We start from the raw sequence: 22,223 nt of genomic DNA, 5'->3' as shown, positions 1-22,223 counted from the left end.
AATTAAAATGTACATTTATACTCAACCAAAAACCAAGAATTAATGAACGAAAACAATACAAAAAGTATCTGGAAAGTCATCGGGGCCTCTTCGATGGGAACGCTTATCGAATGGTATGACTTTTTCATTTTTGGCAGCCTATCCATTGTAATTTCCACTAAATTCTTTCCGGCAGAAAATCCAACAGCCGCTTTTCTTTCCACCCTAGCCACATTTGCGGCAGGATTTGTCGTCCGGCCATTTGGCGCTCTATTTTTTGGCCGACTAGGCGATATTATCGGTCGAAAATATACGTTTATGGTAACTTTAATGCTCATGGGCGGCGCAACATTTCTCATCGGTTGCATCCCCAGTTATGAAAGTATCGGTTTTTGGGCACCACTGCTCGTATTGATCCTTCGTCTCTTGCAAGGTCTTGCCCTAGGCGGCGAATATGGCGGTGCAGCAACTTATGTGGCTGAGCATGCCCCATTGGGTCAACGGGGCTATTGGACATCCTGGATACAAACAACGGCTACTTTTGGCCTTTTCATATCACTCGTTGTCATCCTCCTTACCAAAGGCTTTCTCAGCGAATCACAATTTGATTCCTGGGGATGGCGGGTTCCTTTCCTCCTCTCTTTAGTCATGGTATACGTTTCCTATCTTATTCGTAAGAAAATGAAGGAATCACCCGAATTTAGCAAGGCCAAAGCGGAAGGGAAAACGAGCACAAATCCGCTAAAAGAAAGTTTTGGCAACCGCTACAACCTCAAATTTGTGCTGCTCGCCCTTTTTGGTGCAGCCATGGGACAGGGCGTTGTTTGGTACACCGGGCAGTTCTACTCCATGAGTTTCATGAAAACGGTCATGCACCTTCAATCTGACCAGGCCGATACCATCCTCGGCATCGCCTTACTCTTGGGAACTCCATTTTTTGTCGTATTTGGGTGGCTTAGTGACAAAATTGGACGAAAATGGATCATGCTCGGTGGGATGTTACTTGCCGTATTGACTTATCGTCCGATTTACGAAGCCATGTACCAACTTTCCAATACCGAACAGAAGGTCAAAGTGAATGAAACAGTCAATACCGCGACTGTTCCACAAGCAGAAATTAAGTCAGTTATCAAAACGCAATATGAGGATGGAACGGAAATCACGAACGCTAAAATAGTACATCAATCCGGAAAACTAAAAGGGCAGCAAACAACCAAAACCACGGTCCATATTGCAGGCAAAAACTATATGCTGCTCGTCCTGCTGATCTTTATACAAGTGATTTATATTACCATGGTGTACGGGCCCATTGCAGCATTCCTTGTTGAACTGTTCCCCGTAAAAATCCGCTACACATCCATGTCCTTACCCTATCATGTTGGCAATGGAATATTCGGCGGACTCCTTCCGGCTGTATCGACATATTTAACGACAAATGCCGAAGCTTCCAATACCCCGCAATTCTATCTTGCAGGTTTATGGTACCCTATTATCATTGCCATTGTATGTTTTATCATAGGCAGTATTTATATCAACAACAAATCAACTTCAGCACCCCATGAATAACCTCAAAAAATTCCTCGGCGTCTTATGGATCATTTTAGCTCTATTTACAGCCTACTTCTCCATTTTTGAACTGGCGCTGCCAAAGATTTCAACGGGACATCAAGAAGATCTGGTATTTGGGATCATTATCCTGTGCATCTTGACCCCCATAATCTCCATTGGACTTGGCTTATTTGGCTATTATTCCCTATTGGGTGAATACAACCAAGAGAAAATGTAGTTCCAAAAATGAGATCGACGTTGAATAGGCAAAATTAGCCGATTATGCTTATTCAACGTCGATCTCCTAATACGCCAGGTTATGCTACTTTCCGACATTTTGAAAAGAACATTTACGGCAAATAGACTTCGTCAAGCGCTTTTTTCATGCCATTTTTAGCTGTTTTACTCAAATACCTGATCTATTCCGCCATAAATTAGTGCTATGAAAAGATATCAAATGCAATTTATTGCCATGATAATCAACAGAATAAGATAAAAAGGTGTTTTTTCTTTCCTAAAACTGTTTTTTTTTCTACTTTTGTGGCGGGTAAGTCTTCTACGACCAGCTCCCATTGACTCCCCCAGGTTGGGAACAAAGCAAGGGTATTTGGTTGAGCGGTGCGATAGGAGTAGCTTACCCTTTTTTTATGCCCATTTTTTTGACCAATCCGCTGGTCTGAAATTCAATTCTAACCTAAAAATCAACCAAATATCTTATATATCCCAATTGTTACCCCTAATTCCCCTATTTATAGAAGCCCTGTTACACAAGGCGTTTTAATCGCTTGGCATGTACATTCAACACAATTATAATTGTATATAAAAGCAAATTTATATAAGTTTGTAATCGAATAAGAACTATCGTATGAGTTGGTTTAAAAGAGAAAAAGCTGGTATTAGCACAGCTACCGCTAATAAAAAAGAAGCACCTGATGGCATGTGGAACAAATGTCCGACATGTAAAAAGCCATTGTTGCATCTTGAACAAGTAGAAAACGACTATGTTTGTCAATATTGTGGCCACCACTTAAGAATTGGCTCCAAAGAATATTTTTCAATTTTATTTGACAATAACGAATTTACAGAACTATTTCCTAATCTAAATTCTGGTGATCCATTAGAATTCTTCGATTCAAAGCCATATCCTGAACGTTTAAAGGAAAGTCAAGCCAAAACAGGCCTTAAAGATGCTTTACGTTCTGCCCATGGGAAAATGAATGGTCAAGATATCGTGATTGCTTGTATGGACTTTAGTTTCATCGGCGGATCCATGGGATCTGTCGTTGGTGAAAAAATCGCGCGTTCGATAGATTACTGTATTGAGCATAAAATTCCATTTATGTTAATATCCAAATCAGGTGGTGCACGGATGATGGAAGCCGCATTTTCATTAATGCAAATGGCCAAAACTTCGGCTAAATTAGCGTTATTGGCAAAAGCAGAACTCCCTTACGTTTGTTTATTGACAGACCCTACTACAGGAGGAGTTACAGCATCTTACGCGATGTTGGGTGATATAAATATCGCAGAACCTGGTGCGTTAATCGGATTTGCCGGCCCCCGTGTCATTAAAGAAACAATTAAAAAGGATCTTCCTAAAGGATTCCAGACTTCGGAATTCGTGCTCGAGCATGGATTTTTGGATTTCATTGTCGACCGTAGACAGTTAAAAAACCAAGTGGCTACCTACCTTAAATTAGTGGGATAATCATTGCCAGGATATAAAAGAAAGCGGTGCCAAGAATATGCTTGGTACCGCTTTCTTTTTTCGCCCCATAACTGTTGTGCCTGCGACCTCTTGTCGGATATATAGAACGGATAAATCAACCGTCTTTTTTAAAGATATCGCCAAAAAGCCCATATTTTTCTTTTGGACAAATAGTCCGGTTCCACTTCCTTGTCATACGCTTCCCGCTCAAACGAAATACGCCGGTACGCTTTATCAAAATCCCGAAATTGAATAAAATGAACGGCAAATTCAAAGAGATACCAAACATAGAAGAAGAGAATACCTAATTCAAGAGCCTGCCGCAAATGTATACGCTCGTGGCGAATCAAATCGTCTTTCTGTTTAAAAAAGGTACTTTTCAGAAAGATAAAGGGATAAATAGTAATTGCATTAGCTTTTCCAAAAGAGAAGAAATTTGTCCAAAATTTGCTAACTATGATCATATAGGATGTCTAAGACCGTTTTCAAACGACTCAAACTTAGAAAAATTTACCTTTATACACAATTATTATTGGCTTCTTATGAATTGTACTATATACCTATCGTTCAGTCCTTGATCAGACAAGAGATCGCAAAAATTTCTTTTTGAATAGGAATTTTTATTAAGTTTGCTATAGATTAATTGTGAAGATATGCCGTACAAAGAGCGTGAAATAAATAAATTGTATTATACAATGGGAGAAGTTACAGAAATGTTTGATGTAAATGCATCCCAGATACGTTTTTATGAGCGTGAATTTGATATTCTACAGCCTAAGAAAAATAAAAAGGGTAATCGCTTATTTACGCAAGAAGATATTGCCAATTTAAAGATCATCTTCAATTTGGTTAAAGATAAAGGTTATACATTACAGGGGGCACGTGACTACCTGCGTGACAACAAATCTGAAGCAAAAGAAAATCAACGTGTTGTAGATTCGTTGGAGCGTTTGAAGAACTTTCTTCTGGAAGTTCGTGATTCACTATAGCATTGAGAAAACTCTTATAAAACTCCCGAAACGGAATCATTACATCATATTCGCAGTGTTCATCGGATCCATTTTAGTAACGAAATCCACTCGACTATACAGAAGTAGCGCAAATTTCTGGACCCATTACATGGGAACCAAATGTATCCACGATCGCTTTGCCATCACACCATATATCATCCAGCTTTCAAAGCTCAAAAAAGAGTAAAGAGAGCCCCATCTAACGCTCGTTCAGTTCTATAACCTCAAGATTTTCAATTCTATCTTTGTTGATATCAAATCGCATCAATGTCCTCACTTTATGCCAACCATGCTTACCCGCTGCACCTGGATTGAGGTGAAGGCATTGAATCTTAGGATCGAAGATAACCTTTAGAATATGGGAATGTCCTGTAATAAATAATTTCGGCGGATTTTTCATCAATTCCCCCTTAATACGCGGAGCATATTTCCCGGGATAACCACCAATATGTGTCATAAAAACGTCCACCTCCTCACATTTAAACCTCAAATCTTCTGGAAATTGCGAACGAATTTCTTGACCATCAATATTCCCATAAACTCCACGCAGTGGTTTAAAAGCTGCCAACCGATCTGCAACATCCGCATCACCAAAATCGCCCACATGCCAAATCTCGTCGCACGCAGCAAAATGGGTAAATACAGCTTCATCCAAAAAGGAATGTGTATCTGAGAGTAATCCGATCTTTGTCATCATTTAAAAAGCTAAAAAATAAGGGGCCAAGGCCGTGCGATAAGCGTCTGAATAAATACCTTTAGCAGCATAAATAATAAACTCACGTACAGCAACCGACTCAACAGGCATGCGCTCAAAGGTAATGATCTTACGCAGCACAGATTCTCCTTCAAAGGAACTTATCCGAACTTCAGTAGAACAATATAAACCTCTTTCTGTAGAAATTTTGACTAAGGTATCTGCTAACGGCGTCGGAACGATCAAGATTAATTTACCCTGATCTGATAAACGCAAAGAGGCAAAATCCAACAGTTCAGCGAAAAAATCCAGATCCGTATGTTTAGCCAGTTTCCTGCGTTCATCAGGGTTATGCAACGAATCCGTATAAAAAGGTGGATTTGAAACAATTAAATCATAATACCCCGCTGTCCTCAATTGCTGAAAGGAACTCGCATGTAATGTTAGGCGTTCACGAAAAATGGAATTCCGAAAATTCTTATCTGCCATCAAAGCAGCCAAAGCGTCTACTTCGACAGCTTCTATCTGGCTTTCCCCAAGACGCTGAGCCAACATCAAGGCAATGACTCCAGTGCCTGTACCCACATCCAAGACACGTTCCACAGGTTCTATCTCCAACAGTGAAGCCAACAAAACACCATCTGTATTGATCTTCATCGCACAATCAGACTGATCAACCTCAAATTGTTTAAACCGAAATATCGACGCCATACGCCAAAGATAAAACTTTTAGGACCTTTGGCGCAAACAAACCCATACATCCTGCAATTTATTTGCTAATTTAGTCAGCAACAAATCTATATAAGCCATGAATATCCGTCAGCTTGCTCTTATGATATTGATTATGAGCTGTGTCATTCCAACAAAGCTACTGTATGGGCAGGAAAATTGTGAACGATATACGGTTGAGACACTTCCCCTATTGACACAAGCCTTAAACAACAATGACTTTGACAAAATTGACCCTTTACTTAATAGTATACAGACAAGCTGTGGCATCAATGAATATGTACAACGGTTACGCATCCTTATGCAAATCATTGAAAAGAAAAATAGTGCTGCAGCGATTGACCTCTATTGGAGCAGTCAATTCGATAAAAGCTTTCTACAAAGACTGGATGCGGCAGACCAGGACGATTTTGCAACACAATACGAACGGCATAAGGAAAAATACAATTTCTATCCATTGCGGCACCCCCTGGATGGCCTCATCAAAGTGAGGGCACAAGCACTCCTTGTTTCTGACAGTTACACGTTAACCGATCAGGAGAGAAATATACTGCAACTCTTTTCCGATACAGCAGCGCCTGAGAATAAACAAAACAGTCCGAATAACGACCAAGATGAGCAACAGCGAGTTCCAAATTACAAGATATACAAAGACAGGCATAAAGCTAAATTAGGGTATGTACCTTCTATCGGTGTAATGAGCTCACTCGGCGGGGCGAACAAGGTTTTCGGCACAAACCTGAACCTTGGATTTATGCTGATGAGCTCACTGGAAAGAAAATTTATCTTTGAAGGTGGATTCAAGATACGCATCAACTCGAACGACCGCAATATTGACTATAACTATGAAGGATCCACTGTTTCGGTCAATTCTTCCGCTACCGCATTTATGGGGGGCGCTGTAGGTTACAAAGTTTTTGACAACGACAAATGTATCCTGATTCCAAAAGGTATCCTTGGTATTGACATCACAGATACAGGTATCACAGAGAGTGCATATTCTTCTGGTTATTATGATCCGAACGGTTATTACTACGACGGCGGATATACAGACCGCATGGTGACGATCAATAATGTTCACCTGGGACTTGCTTTCGCATCTTTATTTCGCATGAAAAACCAAAAGTATATCGGCTTTGAACTCGGCTATCATTACGCGCCATATGATGCCAGCAGTAAGGTATTGATCCCAATACAGGCAAATTACGGAAGTTTTGAACTATTCTTCAGGTTTTAAGCAATAGCCCTTCAAAAACCTTCATGACTTCGCAGACACCAATAACAACGAAAGCGAGCTGAAGGTTCTTTCTGGCCAATAAGAGCAGGCAATTTCAGAAAAAAAATACGCCAGATGATGTCTGCCTTAACAAAACATGATCTGGCGTATGTAAATCGAAGAAAACAAGTCCCACTTGAGATCAGGTGTCCAAGTCCAAAAGAAGATTTAATTCTTTAGCAGCCGTTGTATTTCATCCAATTTCATTAATGCTTCAACCGGAGTAAGCGAATTAACATCCAAATTATTGAGCATATCCCTGATCTTATTCAAAACAGGGTCATCAATCGAAAACATCTGCAATTGATAAGCCTGCTTCTGAATCTTACGCATACTATCCTTAATTTGTTCCCCACCTGTTCGCTCCTGCTCCAATCTTTTCAAGATCTGATTGGCACGATTCAGCAACTTTTGCGGCATACCCGCAAGCTTTGCCACATGGATACCAAAACTATGCTCTGAACCTCCTGGAACGAGCTTCCGTAAGAAAATAACTTTATTATTGACTTCTTTTACGGTCACGTTAAAGTTTTTAATACGATCCAATGAAGTTGTCAGCTCATTTAATTCATGGTAATGCGTTGCAAATAATGTTTTTGCTTTAGCTGCGGGATGGTTATGTAAAAACTCCGCAATGGCCCAAGCAATAGAGATGCCGTCATATGTACTTGTACCACGACCAATTTCATCCAAAAGAATAAGACTACGATCGGACAAATTATTCATGATGCTCGCCGTCTCATTCATCTCTACCATAAACGTGGATTCTCCAGAAGAAAGATTATCTGACGCGCCCACACGGGTAAAAATTTTGTCAACCAAACCGATCTTAGCCTCTTTTGCCGGTACAAAACAACCTATTTGTGCCATTAACACGATCAGTCCGGTCTGACGGAGTAACGCCGATTTACCGGCCATATTCGGCCCCGTAATAATAATAATCTGTTGCGTCTTTGGATCCAAGAACGTATCATTGGTAATATAGTCCTCGCCTATTGGCAGGTTTCTTTCAATGACCGGGTGTCTCCCGCCTTTAATATCCAAAATCTTGCTCTCGCTGATTTCAGGCTTTACATAATAATTTTTCTCTGCTACAACAGCAAAGTTAAGTAACACATCCAGCTTGGCAATCAACTGTGCATCGAGCTGAATAGGTTTGATATATTCGGCAATGGCAAGCAATAACTCAGCGTATAGTCTATTCTCCAGTGCCTGGATCTTCTCCTCAGCACCGAGAATCTGTTCTTCATATTCTTTCAGTTCCTCCGTAATGTAACGCTCAGCATTCACCAGCGTCTGTTTACGTATCCATGTTGTAGGAACCTTATCCTTATGTGTATTGGTAACCTCCAGGTAATAACCAAAGACATTATTGAATGCAATTTTTAAAGAGGGAATCCCAGTGAGTTCCGCTTCCCTTTTTTGAATCTCAAGCAAATAATCCTTACCGCCAAAGGCAATTTTACGCAATCGGTCCAATTCCGGATCAACCCCATCAGCAATTACGCTACCCTTATTGATTGCCACTGGGGGCTCGGCCTGAACCTGCAGCTCTATTCTTTCGCGGATAACTGTACAAGCATCCAGTTGCTCCGATATGGTCTGTAGCGCATTAGCATCTTTACGATCTGTAAGTTCCTTCAACTTTTCTATCGCATATAAAGCCCGTTTTAATTGCACGATTTCCCGTGGATTGGCTTTCTGAAGTCCAATCTTGGAAATTAAGCGTTCAAGATCACCCACCTGCTTGATCTGACCTATCAATTCATCCCTTAAATTGCGGTCGGTGAAAAAGAAATCCACCACATTCAATCGTTCCTGAATACTTTTCTTGTCTTTTAAGGGCATCACAATCCAACGCTTGAGCAAGCGCGCTCCCATTGGACTGGATGTATGATCCAATACATCGGACAGTGTGACCGCATTTTCATTCAACGAACCGACTAGTTCCAGATTGCGGATCGTAAAACGATCCAGCCACATAAAACGGTCTTCTTCGATACGGGAAAGTGTAGAGATGTGTTGTAGGTTGCGATGCTCGGTCTCATTGAGGTAATGTAAAGCTACACCAGCAGCAACAATTCCTGCAGGCATCCGATCAACACCAAATCCTTTCATCGACGAAACCTCAAAATGCTTCAATAATGTTTCTGTGGCATAGTCTCCCGTATAGGGCCATTCGTCAAGAAAATAAGTATAATAATGCGACCCAAACTGCTCCACAAAATCCTTGCTCTGTTTTTTGGAAAGAATGACTTCCGTTGGTTTAAAACCTTGGAGCAATTTATCAATATAGGTAACACTTCCCTGAGCAACCAAAAATTCGCCTGTTGAAATATCAAGAAAAGAAATACCGATCCGCTCTTTTTCGATAAAGATTGATGCTAAATAATTATTCGATTTCTGCTGAACAATATTGTCATTGTAGGAAACGCCAGGTGTGACCAACTCTGTCACACCACGCTTAACGATTGTCTTTGTCGTCTTCGGGTCCTCCAACTGATCACAGATCGCCACCCGTTGGCCAGCACGCACCAGTTTTGGAAGATATGTCTCCAACGAATGATGAGGAAAACCAGCCAATGCGGTTTCTGATTCCGAGCCATTACCACGCTTCGTCAAAACAATGCCCAAAATCTGGGCTGCTTTGATTGCATCCTCACCAAATGTCTCGTAAAAATCGCCAACACGGAACAACAACAACGCTCCAGGATACTTAATCTTGATCGCATTGTACTGTTGCATCAATGGGGTTACTTTCTTTTCTTTTGCCAACTTGTAAATCAATTTTTATGAAGCGTAAAAATAGGATAATATCGTCGCTTTGGCAAACGATACACTCAACTTCTCGACAAAATCATTTCCATTAAACAAGAATATAAGCTAAGTTTGTATCCGAAAAAAATTAGTCATGGCCATCAAAAGATCTGGTAAACAAAATACGTCCAGCAAACAACAAAATACCTTCAAAAAAAAATCCTTCAACCCATTGAAGTCCATAAAATCTCCGATCCTGCGCATAGTGACACGGGTGTTACTCTATTTTATTGGTATTTCACTCTTTTGGGTCATTAGCTTAAGGTTCGTCAATCCTCCCATCACCTGGTTGATGATTCAGCGTGGGTTTGAGCTAAAAGAACAGGGAAAGGGTTTTAAACTGGAAAAAAACTGGCTGGATTACGATGAACTTTCGGACAACCTAAAGTTAGCGGCCATTGCAGGAGAAGATGCTCACTTTATGACACACTGGGGATTCGACCTACAAGGGATTCAGAATGCCATTAAAAAAAATGCACAGGGAAAAAAATTACGTGGCGGAAGTACGATCAGTCAGCAGGTCGCCAAAAATGTCTTTCTATGGCCAGGGCGCTCCTGGTTAAGAAAAGGCTTCGAGACCTATTTTACAATTCTAATTGAGACCTTTTGGAGTAAGAAAAGAATTCTTGAAGTTTATCTTAATGTGATTGAAATGGGACAGGGTGTCTATGGCGCCGATGCGGCAGCTTCATATTATTTCAGCAAAACAGGTAGTAACCTTTCGAAAAAGCAAGCCGCATTGATTATAGCCATACTGCCAAATCCAAGAGAATGGGATGCGCGTAACCCTTCGGCCTATGTCAATAGACGTGCAAATGCGATTGCAAAATACATGCACCATTATAGCATTCCGGAATAAGCGAAGCTATCGCCATTTGACGGATCAATCAGAAAGAGAAGCAATACAGATCTATAGATCAAAAAGAAAGGCCATAATTACATATGGCCTTTCTTTTATACTTGTTTACAACTTATTTAAAAAGTCGTTTATGCCAGCTTTGATGGAAGGGCACTGCCCAAGCATTCTCCATTTGATGTTCATGGGTAATGGTATTATCAAATACTAAGGTATTATCATTGATGGTACCGTCTGCCAATAACTTTTCAAATCTGTCGCGATTAACAACAGCAATTCCTTGTTCATCTTTATAAGCAAATCGCATCCGATCAAATAGCTGAATCCCGTATTTCGCTTCAATGCCTTTTAAAAACCGAACCGAACTATCGATTGAGCAGCCCGATGCAGCTGCGACTTCTTCGTCCACTTTAAGGATAATAAAAAGATTATCGCGTAATTCTGCCGTAGCCGAAAGTGGTTTTCCATGCACTTTCCACTGCTCAGCAAAAGCTTCCAATTCCGTAACAATATCGTGTGACTCCATCGCCGATAATAGACGATCTGCCTGATAAATCCAAATACGCTTCATATGTAACTAATTTTTATAGTCCCCGTCGTCTGCTTTCAGTGAGACTGGTCCTGTACTATTTATATCGTCCTATACTATCTATATGCAGCCGGCTATCAAATATACCTTCCAAGAAAGTTGTTCAGTTTTCAAACTAACCTTTTTCAGCCTTTTACGGTACTAACAACGCAACATTTACGACGCAATTTTTTACCCTTTCCCTTTGAACCTAACCGATATAGTAAGGCGAGATCATTAAATAAACAATCACGCCGGTAACCGCCACATAAAGCCACATCGGATAAGTAATACGAGCAAGCTTTTTATGACGCTCATAAGAACCGGATATACCCCTAACAAAAGTAAAGAGTACAAAAGGAATGATAATAATGGAAAGCAGGATATGGGTGATCAGAATAAAGAAATAGATCGGTCTCAAAATGCCCTCACCGCCATATTTCGTTTCGATGGAAGTCATGTGATAGGCAACATACATCGCCAGAAAAGCTAAAGAACAAGCTATGCACAATTTTATTAAACGTTCGTGCAATGACTTATTACCCTTTTTTATCGCTGCCACTGCCCAAAACAGCAATATAGCCGTAACGCCATTGATAGCCGCGTAGATCGGCGGCAAAAAGGTTAGTGGTTTCACATCATAACCCAATTTTTGCAAATTCACCGTAAAAAGGATAGCGACCACTATCGGTATGACGATCGATAGCAACCAAATCCATTTGCTGTACTTTTTTTCCTTATTAAGACTCTCTTCCATGATAATATAATTACCTCTTTTGTTCTATTGTAGCTGGATGGTTTCGGATTTCCTCCACCAATAATAATTTAATTTCATCCTCAAGACGATCGACATCTGTCTTTACGTTGATATCATATATACCTCTTATACGTCCTTTTGTATCAAGTAAAAGATAATTAGACCCAATAATGAATGGTTTACTACCATCATTATTGACAAGTGCATCCTGCAATAAACTTTCCTTGGCAAATTTAAAGATATCAACAGAAGGATCTGTCACAAAAAACCAAGATTTGGTCCAGGGTTTGTAAACTTTCGCGTATTTCGCTAACACATCAGGTGTATCATAGGCTGTATCAACCGTGATAGAATACAACTTAACTTTCTGATTCTGAATAAACCGATTAGCAACTTGATCTAATCGCTTAATCATTGTCCTTGATAAGGAAGCGTCCCTAGAATACATCAAGTGGACTACAGAAAGTGTCGTGTCATTGTCCAACAAATGCACTTTCTTACCATCGTAATTCACAAAATCAACAGGTGTCACCGTATGGTAGATGGTATCGGGAATATCACGTCCCCATTTTCGGTGTGTTGTCCCCGGTACCTCCTTTTTTCCAAAAATCGGTAAGGAAGCGTAGCTATTCGAGCCGCTTTTATTTAGTATAAAATATAAAAATCCTGGCAATAAAAGAATTACTGCCAGGATCAATATAGTTTTAATACCTTTCTTTTGTCCAGTATTATTATTCATTATCCACTTTATCTATTTATTTGGAAACAATTGATGTTCCTGGAAAGCAGAAGCTAAATGCGCCCCTTCAACAAGCATCAAAACAATAAAATAAATAATAAAGATAAAGACAATTGCAACGGTAACAATAAAGCTTGACTTCTCGAACTTTAAGTGCATAAAGAATGCAACGATATAATAAGCTTTAACTAAAGTAAGCGCGATATAAATCGTGTTTACTAAAGCACCCTTCGCTAAAATTTGCCAATGGTGCACAAAGCCCAATGCAATTAAGAACTCCAGACAAGTAAGGGCCAAAAGTACGCCAAATACTCTCCAGATGGCTTTCTTATCCATCCCACCTTCGTGAGCGTGCTCGCCATGAGCGATATTATCTTGATATTGTGACATAGCTATCTAAAATTATTTATTCCGTAATTAGATTAAGTAGAAGAATGTAAATACGAATACCCACACCAAATCCACAAAGTGCCAATATAAACCTACTTTTTCGATCATCAGGTAAGAACCACGGTTTTCGAATGTATTATTCAATGTCATGCACAAAATAATGATATTTAAAATAATACCCACTGTAACGTGGAATCCGTGAAAACCCGTAATGGTAAAGAACAAGTTAGCAAATTGCAATGCTGAAGTATAGGAAATGTCATGTGTGAAATAAGGCATCAACGCTGTTTTGATGGCATCACCTTCCAAACCTGTCGCCGGATTTTTACCAAACCAAAAACCCATGTGGTGTAAGTGAGTCCACTCGATAGCCTGACAACCCACGAAACAGATACCGCCCAAAATTGTCCACAACATCCATTTGACTACTTCATTCTTTTGGTTACGATGACCTGCCTCCACAGCCAAAACCATCGTTACTGAAGACATAATCAAAATAAATGTCATCAAACCGACAAATACCAACGGCTGACCATGCTCCGCAATTCCAGGGATGGATTGGAAGATCTTATCAGGATCTGGCCAAGTTGGATGGGAAAAGCGTTGTGCGCCATAATAAACCAAAAATGCAGAAAATGTGAAGGCATCCCCTACCAAGAAAAACCACATCATGATTTTTCCATACTCTAAGTTCCAAGGTGATTTTCCACCATTCCATGGACCAGTTTTTACCTTATCCAATTGCGATACTGTTGTACTCATTGTTTACTATTATTGATTCAAAAGTAAGAAAACATATATATAAATCCATAAAAGATCGAGAAAATGCCAAAAAATACTGGCAAGATCCATGCGGAAAAGATTGCCGTCTTTAGGAAGTTTGTTAATTCCTATAATCGCGCCAATCAAAACGATCAAACCCGCAATAATATGTGCCAAGTGCATCCATATAAAAACATATATAAACGATTGCGAAGCATTGTTATTCACAAAATAAACACCCCGATCGATCAATACATTCCAAGCATGAACTTGCAAGGCAAAAAATACAACTCCCAAAATAAAAGTTGCTATCAAAAACAATCTTTGTTTGGAAGACTCCCCATTTTTAGCCGCTCTATGTGCTAAAAACATCGTCAGACTACTCACCACAATCACCAAAGTACTGTATAAAAGTGCATTTGGCAATAGGGTCTTAATCCCCTTGTCCACACCGCTCGCCGTATATACAATGAAACCACTGGATAACGCCGCAAACATCATGAACATACCCAACATGCCCAACCATAAGTTGAACTTCTGGGCCTTTCTCTGTACTAACTTCTCGTCAGTTTGTGCTTGTACATCTAACATTATTTCAACGGAATAAAGTTAAGCAATAATACGAGTTGTGTCACAGGCAAATAGATAAATGAGGTAAACATCACTTTCTTTGCTGAAGGAATATCACAATTCTTAAACAACAAATAACCGTAGTAACCAAACATCACTCCACCAATCACGGATACAACCGTAAACCAAATCCCACCAAAGCCAAAATGATACGGAATAAATCCCGCAGGTATCATAAACAAACCTGAAATGAATACCATAAAAGCGGATATCTTATCCCGTTTTGTCGTCGGCAACAAGCGAAAGCCTGCCAATTTATAGTCGTCGTCCACAACCCAGGCAATAGCCCAGAAATGCGGAAACTGCCATAAAAACTGAATAGCAAACAACACAAAGGGAATAATAATAATTGCCGCTTCATTATGTCCACTATAGTAGGCCAGGTCATCTTGCGAAAAAGCTGCATAGTAACCAATTAATGGTGGAAATGCACCTGGAAACGCGCCGACAAACACGGCTATTGGTGATTTTCTTTTTAAAGGGGTATAGATAAAGGCATAAAGAAGGATACAGAAAACCGATAACAAACCAGCGACAAAATTTAACCGAACAAGTACCAAAGTACCTAAGATGCCCATAAAGACACTCAAGACCAAAGCTTGTCCAGTTGTCATACGGCCAGACGGTAAAGGCCTATCCGCTGTACGTTTCATCAACTTATCCAAATCTTTCTCAATGATCTCGTTGAATCCGTTTGCGGAACCTGTAACCAGAAATCCGCCGACAGTCAACAATAACCAGTTGAACCAAAATATATCACCCTGTTGTTTTGATCCTATCAGAAAAGCAATTGACGCCGAAAATACGACCGTCAACGTAAGTCTCAACTTAACTAGCTTTTTAAAATCTGAAATAAATTCTTTCATAACTAAAAGAGACCTCCTACTACCAGTGTAATTAAACACGTACTTTTTAACATAAACATCCCGAATTCCAAGATTAATGCCTTTGCTTATTTAACAATAACATCAGGTAGAACTGCGCGCCAAATAAGAGCGTCGCCACCACCAAATGCGTCGTCTGTGCAAAAGCAGGTATTGCAAATCGGGCTAAGATAATTCCTGATAGCATTTGGATACCCACGAGGATCAATGCGATTAAAGCAAATTTATATTGCTTAGAAACCGTATTAAAACCTGTGCGGACCAAAAAGAATAATATAATAACTAAAATCAAAGAACAATATGCCAACCAGCGATGCAATTCAAACTGTTGGCCAATAGTTGTTATAAAATCAGTACGAGCTACCGATGAACCGGTTAATAAATCAACCTCTTCCCGAACACCCGTCCCGACAATTACTTGCGTTAGCATCAGCAAAATAGACACAATAGCAAGTCCTTTTAATATACCCGAAGAACGATTGACCAATAAGGTCTTGTTTCGCAACGTAACAGCTTTGAAATAAGTATAGATACTAATACAAACAATTACAATCGCTAAGAGCATATGTACTGTAATAATCCAGGGCATCAAATTGGTCGATACAACAATCGACCCCAACCACGCCTGAAGTACGACAACAAAAAGATTAATCACTGACCAAACAACGATCGAACTTTTTGATTTCAAATAGGTGAAAGAATAAATAGCCGTAAACAATAAACAAAATCCGGAAACAACGCCTACTAGTCGATTGATATACTCTGTCCAAGTCTTCGCAACATTAAATTCTTCATGTTGTAAGATACTCTTATCGGTACGGAGCTTATAAGCCATTTCCTTATCGCCGAAAAATTCTACTATCCGTGCGAAACGTTCATTCTTTTTTGCTCTTCCTTCACTATAATGTTGTTCATATCCTGGAGGTAATTGGGAAATATCTGTCGGAGGAATAATACGGTTAAAACATCTTGGCCAATCTGGACATCCCATTCCTGACCCTGTACTCCGAACAACTCCTCCAGCAATAATGACCAAAAACAATACGATGATCGTTATAAAATTGGTCTTTACAAATCGCTTTTCAGCTGCTGGAAACATAATACTACCCCTACCTCTTAAAATATAAACTTATATAAAGTAGCGTCGAAATTCCCGACGCTACTTTATAAGATTTTATTAGTCTTTTCTACCATTTTGCGCATTCCATTCTGCCTGGATACGCTCAGCTTCCTCATCTCCTTCGAAATCATGAGGCAAATTAGAGCTCATTGTTTCAGAGAAAGGAACACTTTGAGGAATAAAATCCTCACCGTGACCTGGCTTACTGTAGTCATATGGCCAACGGTGTACTGTCGGGATCTCTCCTGGCCAGTTACCGTGGATATGTTCTACCGGAGTAGTCCATTCCAAGGTATTGGATTGCCAAGGGTTTTGTGGGGCTTTTTTACCGAAGAAAATCGATGTAAAGAAGTTCCACAAGAAAGCTACCTGACCTAAAGCAGCGATAATCGCAGCCCAAGTGACCAATTTGTTTACAGAAACCCACTTCGCCATGAAAGCAAACTCTGTAAATGCATAGTAACGGCGAGGCACACCATCAATACCCATAAAGTGCATTGGGAAGAATACCATGTAAGCACCAATGAAAGTCAACCAGAAGTGTAAGTAACCCAATTTGGTGTTCATCATGCGACCGAACATCTTAGGATACCAGTGGTAAACACCACAAAGCATACCGAAGATTGAAGCAGAACCCATGACCAAGTGGAAGTGGGCAACAACAAAATAGGTATCGTGTAAGTTGATATCTAATGCCGCATTACCTAAGAACAATCCTGTCAAACCACCAGAGATAAAGAACGATACCAAACCGATAGCAAACATCATCGCCGGAGTGAAACGGATATTACCTTTCCACAAGGTTGCAAGATAGTTAAACGCTTTTACAGCTGAAGGAACAGCGATAATCAACGTTGTAATCATAAATACACCACCCAAGAACGGATTCATACCCGTTACAAACATGTGGTGACCCCATACGATAAACGATAATACGGTGATACCGATCAACGAGTAAACCATCGCATGGTAACCAAAGATTGGTTTACGAGAGTTGGTTGCAATAACCTCAGAAGTTAAACCTAAAGCAGGCATAACAACGATATATACCTCAGGGTGACCTAAGAACCAGAACAAGTGTTGGAACAAAATTGGTGAACCACCTTCGTTCGGCAAGATTTGCCCTTGAACAACAAGATCCGACAAATAGAATGACGTACCAGCAGCACGGTCAAAAATCAAAAGAACAACCGCAGAAACCAATACTGGGAATGACAACATACCGACGATAGCCGTTAAGAAGAACGCCCAGATTGTCAAAGGCATTTTCCATAAGTCCATTCCTTTTGTACGCATGTTCAAAATGGTACTTACATAGTTGATACCACCGATCAACTGTGAAGCCACAAATAGAACCATACTCACCAACCACAAGGTCATACCAGTCGCCGATCCAGCGATTGCAGTAGGAACAGCCGATAGTGGTGGGTAGATTGTCCAACCAGCAGAAGCAGGTCCACTTTCTACGAAGAACGATGCAACCATAATTACCGATGCTACAAAGAACAACCAGTAAGACAACATGTTCATAAAAGGAGATGCCATATCGCGTGCTCCGATTTGATATGGAATCAATAAGTTACTAAAAGTACCTGATAGACCTGCAGTTAACACGAAGAATACCATGACGGTACCGTGAATGGTTACCAAGGAAAGGAAAAACTCCGGTTTTATACGACCACCTTCAGCCCATTTACCCAAGAATACTTCTAATATAGGGAATTCTTTATCCGGCCATGCTAATTGGATACGGAATAATACTGATAAAAGCATCGCAAAAACTGCCATGATGATACCAGTGATCAAGAATTGCTTAGCAATCATCTTGTGGTCACCCGAAAAGATATACTTTCTGATGAACGACTCCTCGTGATGATGGCCGTGCGAATCGTGATGTTCAGCGCTATGCGATATTACTGTACTTGACATATTCGATTTTATATTCAAAAATTCTTAATTAGTTCAAAGATGCTGTAACTTGTACGCTATCCTTTTTCACGTTAGCCGTTTTACCGCTGAACTCTTTTTGCAAATCCTCAGTAAAATACTTGTTCTGTTTAGCTAACCACTCTTTATATTTTTCCTCAGTTACGACAACAACTTTCTTTTGCATGTTGTAGTGACCAGATCCACAGATCTTGTTACACAACATCACGAAGTCATAGTTATAGTCTCCCAAACGATCACGCATTTCTTCTGTTGTTACAGTAGGTGTGAATTGGAAGTAGTTAGTCATTCCCGGTACCGCATTGATCTGAACACGGAAATCAGGGATGTAAAAAGAGTGAATAATATCTTTTGAAACGATATGGAAACGTACTGGTTTATTTACAGGCAACCAGATTTCAGATCCTTGAATATCATCCCAAGAATTTTTATCATTAAAGTCGATACCGTACGGATTCGTTGGTGTCGTCATTTTATAATTACGTTTACCAATAATCCCATCAGAACCAGCATAACGGACATTCCATTGGAACTGCTCCCCAAGAACTTCAACTTGCAAAGCTGATTTTTGAAGGTCCTCAGGAATATTTGTAATTGATCTCCACGTAAAGAAACCAAACAATACCAATACGGTCAACACAACAGCAGGAACAATTGTCCACAATTTTTCGATCGCATTGTTATGTGGGTAATAATAAGCCTGACGTTTTGCACGCATGCGGTACAAGAATGTAAATGTCATCAACAAGATGTGTGTGATAACCAATACAAATGTTGTAATCGCTGTCGTAATGATAAACATGGTATCAATACGCTCACCGTGCTCCGTTACTGCTGATCTCCAATAAGCTGCTCCCCAATGTACATATGACCAATATACACCGTAAAGGAATACAACCAAGAAAATAAATAACAATGCCGATTGAAACGTGTTATTCGCAAACGGATTATATTTACCGTTCATCTTTCTTGTCAATTCATAGATCGAAAGTACTTTACCAATAACGGCAACAACAGTACATATAACCAAGAATAACAAGACATAATATGTGAAGTTTTTATAAACCTGAGGGTCTATTTGCTTCACTTCTTCAACAGCAGGAGCAGCCGCACTAGCCTCTTTGGAAGAACTAGCAGATGCAACAGCAGCAGTACCTGCTGCCGCTGTTGTATCTTTTGCAACCGAATCCGTCGCTGCAGGGGCAGCTACTGCTGTAGTCGCCGCTTTAGCAGAATCAGATGCTACTGTATCTTGTTGACTTGCAAGGATAGGAGTCGCAAAAAGCAATCCTAGTGCAAGCACAAAACCCGAGATGGATTTGAATCTATTATTTAATTTAAAGCTCATTTCTTTTATAACGTTTTTACGTAACCTTCCTTTAAAAGTGAAACTATATCTGGTGATGCAAACTCTCATCCAAGAAAGGATGATTTTTAGGCACCAATGCTTGTTTACTCAATTTACTCATCACTAAGAAGATGAACAAACCTAAGAAACCAAGTGCAGTTCCGATTTCAATGATACCAAATCCTCTGTGCTCAGCTACAGTTCCTGGCATAATCATGATATAATAATCAAGCCAGTGACCCGCTAACAATAGAATACCGACAAACAACATCACGTTTTGTTTACGTTTCGCATCGCGGTCTACCAATAATAACAATGGTGCCACAAAGTTAATGATAATACTCAACCAAAACCAAGGTTTGTATTCCGGTTCCCAACGTTTGTAGAAATAAACTGTCTCTTCTGGAATGTTTGAATACCAAATCAACATGAATTGTGCAAACCATACATAAGTCCAGAAGATCGAGAAACCGAACATCAATTTACCTAAATCGTGTAAATGATTTTCGTTTACCCAGTTCATATAACCAGCTTTCTTCAATACAACAACGATGATCGTGATGCATGAAATACCACTCACCCACATTGCTGCAAAGTTATACCAACCAAACATTGTCGAAAACCAGTGTGCCTCTAAAGACATTACTGTATCGAAAGACCAAATAGGTGTAGTAAAACCAAAAATAACTAAGAAGATTGCTGACAATTTGAATGACTTTTTATAAGAAGTCAATCCACCTTCCAAATCCTCTTTATAAGAAAGTTTCGCAAAAATAACAGCAAAAATGCTATATGTACCCATAAATACAACCTGACGGATCAAGAAGAATGGAACATTTAAATAAGCAGATTTACCTGCGATAATAGGGTCAAAATTTGTACTATGCGGATCAGTGATACCGTCTGCATTCCAGTGATGATATAAGTTATGTGTGGTTAAACCTAAACCGACGATAACCAATAAAATCAACGATGCAATTGGTAAAACACTCGCCATAGCCTGAGGTATACGTACCAAACCTGCAGACCATGCAGATTGTGTTACATATTGCAAGGCAACGAAGAATGTTCCAGCTGCGCATACACATGTAAAGTAATAACCCATCAATAACAAGTTGGCATAAGTACGCTCTACAGTAACGTGATCGCCCGAAAGCAACCCGAAAGCTACAGCAGCTACGCCTAGTACAACAGCGACAATACTGAACATTTTAGCTTTGCCAGCAAACTCGTATCGCTCGTTGAAATTATAATCGTGATGATGACTGTGAGTTCCCATTTATATATCTGATGTTAGATTATTTCTTTTGTAATTCGTGAACATACATAACAACTTTCCATCGCTCCTCTGGAGACAATTGAGATGCATGTGATCCCATCGAGTTGTGTCCGTAATAAATTGTATGGTAAATTTTACCATCAGTCAAGTCAGCCATCAAACCACCCCGTGAAGAGCTCGCCGCATCTGTTCTGTGATAAGATGGTGGCGGAGGAAAGTTCTCTAATTGACGAGTGCCTCTTGAGTCAGTCACGCTACGATCTTTTGTGATAGGACCATCACCTTTACCTTCTACTCCATGGCATATAGAGCAATAAGTTGTGAACAACGCTTTCCCTTTTTCAAGATTTTCGGCATTTACGACCAAAGGACTTTTTACTTCTCTTCCTGCGCGTTCATAATCCTCTAATGTATTGGCATACTGAAAACGAGTAAAACCAATTGGATCTGTACCTTTAGGAGGTGTTTGTGCTGTTTTTCCATCAGCAAAATTCGCATTAGGTTGATCCGGATTGAAAGCAAGCGGATCGTACATGTTACGAGAAAACTCTAAACCTGTACTACGAGTTGTTTTGTCACCACAAGAAGAAACAAGTGCTGTCAATGCCACAGCTGCGCATAGCGTTCCAAGTAAATTCTTCTTATTCATAGCTAACATATTTTCTATCATTGTACTTAACTTCAACAGCACCAGCTTCTTTCAATAAAGAATCGATCAAAGCGTGATCTGTATTTTCATTGGCATCTACTGCAAGGATGAAACGATCATCTGTTGCTCTCAAGTCCATTACACGAGGTGCACGTCCCGGAAATAAGTGGTTACGGAAGAAAAACGTAGCAACCATACCCAAAGCACACAATAAGATGGTAACCTCAAATGTAACCGGAACAAAGTTTGGCATACCAAATGATGGTTTACCACCGATATTCATCGGCCAATCGTATGCCATTGTATAATACAACAAACTAAAACCTAATGTCGTTCCTAATGCTCCAAAGCAAAATGCTGCGATAGGCAAGCGAGAAGGTCTTACGCCTAACTTCGCTTCGATGCCGTGGATAGGCATCGGAGTAAAGCAGTCGTAAATACTAATATTGTTTGCTTGCAATTTGTCGATCCCATGCATCATTTCATCGGGATCCGCAAAACTACCTAATATATATTTTGTATTGCTCATTGCT

23 protein-coding genes and 1 other RNA gene are annotated in these 22,223 nt (G+C 39.9%); 7 read left to right on the top strand and 17 right to left on the bottom strand.

Annotated elements, in window-relative coordinates; translation table 11 throughout:
* Nucleotides 1-42: 42 nt before the first annotated feature.
* The 4 genes from AAH582_RS03650 to accD all read left to right on the top strand — a co-directional run bounded on the left by AAH582_RS03650 (nucleotide 43) and on the right by accD (nucleotide 3,235).
* Nucleotides 43-1,545: an MFS transporter gene (locus AAH582_RS03650; RefSeq protein ID WP_343321239.1), complete on the top strand. Its 1,503-nt coding sequence runs from the start codon at nucleotides 43-45 to the stop codon at nucleotides 1,543-1,545.
* Nucleotides 1,538-1,765: a DUF6814 family protein gene (locus AAH582_RS03645; RefSeq protein ID WP_046674117.1), complete on the top strand. Its 228-nt coding sequence runs from the start codon at nucleotides 1,538-1,540 to the stop codon at nucleotides 1,763-1,765. Before AAH582_RS03650 ends, AAH582_RS03645 begins: the two co-directional genes overlap by 8 nt.
* Nucleotides 1,766-2,072: 307 nt before the next feature.
* An RNA gene (gene ffs / locus AAH582_RS03640) (signal recognition particle sRNA small type) lies at nucleotides 2,073-2,170 on the top strand.
* Between the two features lie 222 nt (nucleotides 2,171-2,392).
* Nucleotides 2,393-3,235: an acetyl-CoA carboxylase, carboxyltransferase subunit beta gene (gene accD, locus AAH582_RS03635; protein WP_046674118.1), complete on the top strand. Its 843-nt coding sequence runs from the start codon at nucleotides 2,393-2,395 to the stop codon at nucleotides 3,233-3,235.
* A 128-nt stretch (nucleotides 3,236-3,363) separates the two neighbouring features.
* On the opposite strand, the gene AAH582_RS03630 is transcribed toward accD, so the two are convergent.
* Nucleotides 3,364-3,699, bottom strand: coding sequence for a hypothetical protein (locus AAH582_RS03630; protein WP_046674119.1), 336 nt, complete (start codon nucleotides 3,697-3,699; stop codon nucleotides 3,364-3,366).
* A gap of 189 nt (nucleotides 3,700-3,888) precedes the next feature.
* On the opposite strand from AAH582_RS03630, the gene AAH582_RS03625 reads away from it, so the two are divergent.
* Nucleotides 3,889-4,224 (top strand): MerR family transcriptional regulator, encoded by a 336-nt coding sequence (locus AAH582_RS03625; RefSeq protein ID WP_046674120.1) that lies wholly within the window; start codon nucleotides 3,889-3,891, stop codon nucleotides 4,222-4,224.
* 220 nt (nucleotides 4,225-4,444) lie between these two features.
* Here the strand turns inward: AAH582_RS03625 and AAH582_RS03620 are convergent, their stop codons facing one another.
* Nucleotides 4,445-4,939 (bottom strand): metallophosphoesterase family protein, encoded by a 495-nt coding sequence (locus AAH582_RS03620; protein ID WP_046674189.1) that lies wholly within the window; start codon nucleotides 4,937-4,939, stop codon nucleotides 4,445-4,447.
* Between the two features lie 3 nt (nucleotides 4,940-4,942).
* Nucleotides 4,943-5,650: a tRNA1(Val) (adenine(37)-N6)-methyltransferase gene (locus AAH582_RS03615; protein ID WP_046674121.1), complete on the bottom strand. Its 708-nt coding sequence runs from the start codon at nucleotides 5,648-5,650 to the stop codon at nucleotides 4,943-4,945.
* Nucleotides 5,651-5,747: 97 nt separating this feature from the next.
* On the opposite strand from AAH582_RS03615, the gene AAH582_RS03610 reads away from it, so the two are divergent.
* Nucleotides 5,748-6,905, top strand: a complete 1,158-nt coding sequence (locus tag AAH582_RS03610; RefSeq protein WP_343321238.1) for a hypothetical protein — start codon at nucleotides 5,748-5,750, stop codon at nucleotides 6,903-6,905.
* Between the two features lie 207 nt (nucleotides 6,906-7,112).
* Here AAH582_RS03610 and mutS read toward each other — a convergent pair whose 3' ends face one another.
* Nucleotides 7,113-9,719, bottom strand: a complete 2,607-nt coding sequence (gene mutS / locus AAH582_RS03605; RefSeq protein ID WP_046674190.1) for a DNA mismatch repair protein MutS — start codon at nucleotides 9,717-9,719, stop codon at nucleotides 7,113-7,115.
* Between the two features lie 136 nt (nucleotides 9,720-9,855).
* On the opposite strand from mutS, the gene mtgA reads away from it, so the two are divergent.
* The gene (gene mtgA / locus AAH582_RS03600) at nucleotides 9,856-10,620 is read left to right on the top strand and encodes a monofunctional biosynthetic peptidoglycan transglycosylase (RefSeq protein WP_343321237.1); all 765 of its coding nucleotides are present in this window, start codon (nucleotides 9,856-9,858) and stop codon (nucleotides 10,618-10,620) included.
* Nucleotides 10,621-10,732: 112 nt separating this feature from the next.
* Here mtgA and AAH582_RS03595 read toward each other — a convergent pair whose 3' ends face one another.
* The 13 genes from AAH582_RS03595 to AAH582_RS03535 all read right to left on the bottom strand — a co-directional run bounded on the left by AAH582_RS03595 (nucleotide 10,733) and on the right by AAH582_RS03535 (nucleotide 22,219).
* Complete coding sequence (locus AAH582_RS03595; protein WP_046674124.1) at nucleotides 10,733-11,188, bottom strand: hypothetical protein; 456 nt, start codon at nucleotides 11,186-11,188, stop codon at nucleotides 10,733-10,735.
* A gap of 208 nt (nucleotides 11,189-11,396) precedes the next feature.
* Entirely contained in the window at nucleotides 11,397-11,942 is a 546-nt protein-coding gene (locus AAH582_RS03590; RefSeq protein WP_343321236.1) for a DUF420 domain-containing protein, read from the bottom strand.
* Between the two features lie 10 nt (nucleotides 11,943-11,952).
* Nucleotides 11,953-12,681, bottom strand: a complete 729-nt coding sequence (locus AAH582_RS03585; protein ID WP_343321235.1) for an SCO family protein — start codon at nucleotides 12,679-12,681, stop codon at nucleotides 11,953-11,955.
* Nucleotides 12,682-12,693: 12 nt separating this feature from the next.
* Nucleotides 12,694-13,071: a cytochrome C oxidase subunit IV family protein gene (locus AAH582_RS03580; RefSeq protein ID WP_046674127.1), complete on the bottom strand. Its 378-nt coding sequence runs from the start codon at nucleotides 13,069-13,071 to the stop codon at nucleotides 12,694-12,696.
* A 27-nt stretch (nucleotides 13,072-13,098) separates the two neighbouring features.
* Nucleotides 13,099-13,833, bottom strand: a complete 735-nt coding sequence (locus AAH582_RS03575; protein WP_046674128.1) for a cytochrome c oxidase subunit 3 — start codon at nucleotides 13,831-13,833, stop codon at nucleotides 13,099-13,101.
* 9 nt (nucleotides 13,834-13,842) lie between these two features.
* A complete protein-coding gene (locus tag AAH582_RS03570; protein WP_046674129.1) occupies nucleotides 13,843-14,424 on the bottom strand; it encodes a cytochrome c oxidase subunit 3 in 582 nt (193 codons plus the stop codon).
* Entirely contained in the window at nucleotides 14,424-15,329 is a 906-nt protein-coding gene (gene cyoE / locus AAH582_RS03565; RefSeq protein ID WP_046674130.1) for a heme o synthase, read from the bottom strand. The genes AAH582_RS03570 and cyoE overlap by 1 nt, the downstream gene beginning before the upstream one ends.
* Before the next feature lie 73 nt (nucleotides 15,330-15,402).
* Nucleotides 15,403-16,446 (bottom strand): COX15/CtaA family protein, encoded by a 1,044-nt coding sequence (locus tag AAH582_RS03560; protein ID WP_343321234.1) that lies wholly within the window; start codon nucleotides 16,444-16,446, stop codon nucleotides 15,403-15,405.
* Between the two features lie 78 nt (nucleotides 16,447-16,524).
* Nucleotides 16,525-18,396, bottom strand: coding sequence for a cytochrome c oxidase subunit I (locus tag AAH582_RS03555; protein ID WP_172462307.1), 1,872 nt, complete (start codon nucleotides 18,394-18,396; stop codon nucleotides 16,525-16,527).
* 28 nt (nucleotides 18,397-18,424) lie between these two features.
* Nucleotides 18,425-19,762: a cytochrome c oxidase subunit II gene (locus AAH582_RS03550; protein WP_046674133.1), complete on the bottom strand. Its 1,338-nt coding sequence runs from the start codon at nucleotides 19,760-19,762 to the stop codon at nucleotides 18,425-18,427.
* Between the two features lie 43 nt (nucleotides 19,763-19,805).
* Nucleotides 19,806-21,041 (bottom strand): hypothetical protein, encoded by a 1,236-nt coding sequence (locus AAH582_RS03545; RefSeq protein ID WP_046674134.1) that lies wholly within the window; start codon nucleotides 21,039-21,041, stop codon nucleotides 19,806-19,808.
* A 19-nt stretch (nucleotides 21,042-21,060) separates the two neighbouring features.
* Nucleotides 21,061-21,699: a c-type cytochrome gene (locus AAH582_RS03540; protein ID WP_430459042.1), complete on the bottom strand. Its 639-nt coding sequence runs from the start codon at nucleotides 21,697-21,699 to the stop codon at nucleotides 21,061-21,063.
* Entirely contained in the window at nucleotides 21,683-22,219 is a 537-nt protein-coding gene (locus AAH582_RS03535) for a DUF3341 domain-containing protein (RefSeq protein WP_046674136.1), read from the bottom strand. Before AAH582_RS03535 ends, AAH582_RS03540 begins: the two co-directional genes overlap by 17 nt.
* Nucleotides 22,220-22,223 lie beyond the last annotated feature (4 nt).

It is taken from the genome of Sphingobacterium multivorum (assembly GCF_039511225.1).
GTDB lineage: Bacteria > Bacteroidota > Bacteroidia > Sphingobacteriales > Sphingobacteriaceae > Sphingobacterium.
The sequence above is the reverse complement of the archived record's forward strand: the minus strand, read 5'-3'. Positions and strand labels throughout refer to the sequence as shown.

Coding starts and splice junctions, on each gene's coding strand:
- AAH582_RS03650 (WP_343321239.1), top strand. CDS start 43: ATGAACGAAAACAATACAAAAAGTATCTGGAAAGTCATCGGGGCCTCT.
- AAH582_RS03645 (WP_046674117.1), top strand. CDS start 1,538: ATGAATAACCTCAAAAAATTCCTCGGCGTCTTATGGATCATTTTAGCT.
- accD (WP_046674118.1), top strand. CDS start 2,393: ATGAGTTGGTTTAAAAGAGAAAAAGCTGGTATTAGCACAGCTACCGCT.
- AAH582_RS03630 (WP_046674119.1), bottom strand. CDS start 3,699: ATGATCATAGTTAGCAAATTTTGGACAAATTTCTTCTCTTTTGGAAAA.
- AAH582_RS03625 (WP_046674120.1), top strand. CDS start 3,889: ATGCCGTACAAAGAGCGTGAAATAAATAAATTGTATTATACAATGGGA.
- AAH582_RS03620 (WP_046674189.1), bottom strand. CDS start 4,939: ATGACAAAGATCGGATTACTCTCAGATACACATTCCTTTTTGGATGAA.
- AAH582_RS03615 (WP_046674121.1), bottom strand. CDS start 5,650: ATGGCGTCGATATTTCGGTTTAAACAATTTGAGGTTGATCAGTCTGAT.
- AAH582_RS03610 (WP_343321238.1), top strand. CDS start 5,748: ATGAATATCCGTCAGCTTGCTCTTATGATATTGATTATGAGCTGTGTC.
- mtgA (WP_343321237.1), top strand. CDS start 9,856: ATGGCCATCAAAAGATCTGGTAAACAAAATACGTCCAGCAAACAACAA.
- AAH582_RS03595 (WP_046674124.1), bottom strand. CDS start 11,188: ATGAAGCGTATTTGGATTTATCAGGCAGATCGTCTATTATCGGCGATG.
- AAH582_RS03590 (WP_343321236.1), bottom strand. CDS start 11,942: ATGGAAGAGAGTCTTAATAAGGAAAAAAAGTACAGCAAATGGATTTGG.
- AAH582_RS03585 (WP_343321235.1), bottom strand. CDS start 12,681: ATGAATAATAATACTGGACAAAAGAAAGGTATTAAAACTATATTGATC.
- AAH582_RS03580 (WP_046674127.1), bottom strand. CDS start 13,071: ATGTCACAATATCAAGATAATATCGCTCATGGCGAGCACGCTCACGAA.
- AAH582_RS03575 (WP_046674128.1), bottom strand. CDS start 13,833: ATGAGTACAACAGTATCGCAATTGGATAAGGTAAAAACTGGTCCATGG.
- AAH582_RS03570 (WP_046674129.1), bottom strand. CDS start 14,424: ATGTTAGATGTACAAGCACAAACTGACGAGAAGTTAGTACAGAGAAAG.
- cyoE (WP_046674130.1), bottom strand. CDS start 15,329: ATGAAAGAATTTATTTCAGATTTTAAAAAGCTAGTTAAGTTGAGACTT.
- AAH582_RS03560 (WP_343321234.1), bottom strand. CDS start 16,446: ATGTTTCCAGCAGCTGAAAAGCGATTTGTAAAGACCAATTTTATAACG.
- AAH582_RS03555 (WP_172462307.1), bottom strand. CDS start 18,396: ATGTCAAGTACAGTAATATCGCATAGCGCTGAACATCACGATTCGCAC.
- AAH582_RS03550 (WP_046674133.1), bottom strand. CDS start 19,762: ATGAGCTTTAAATTAAATAATAGATTCAAATCCATCTCGGGTTTTGTG.
- AAH582_RS03545 (WP_046674134.1), bottom strand. CDS start 21,041: ATGGGAACTCACAGTCATCATCACGATTATAATTTCAACGAGCGATAC.
- AAH582_RS03540 (WP_430459042.1), bottom strand. CDS start 21,699: ATGTTAGCTATGAATAAGAAGAATTTACTTGGAACGCTATGCGCAGCT.
- AAH582_RS03535 (WP_046674136.1), bottom strand. CDS start 22,219: ATGAGCAATACAAAATATATATTAGGTAGTTTTGCGGATCCCGATGAA.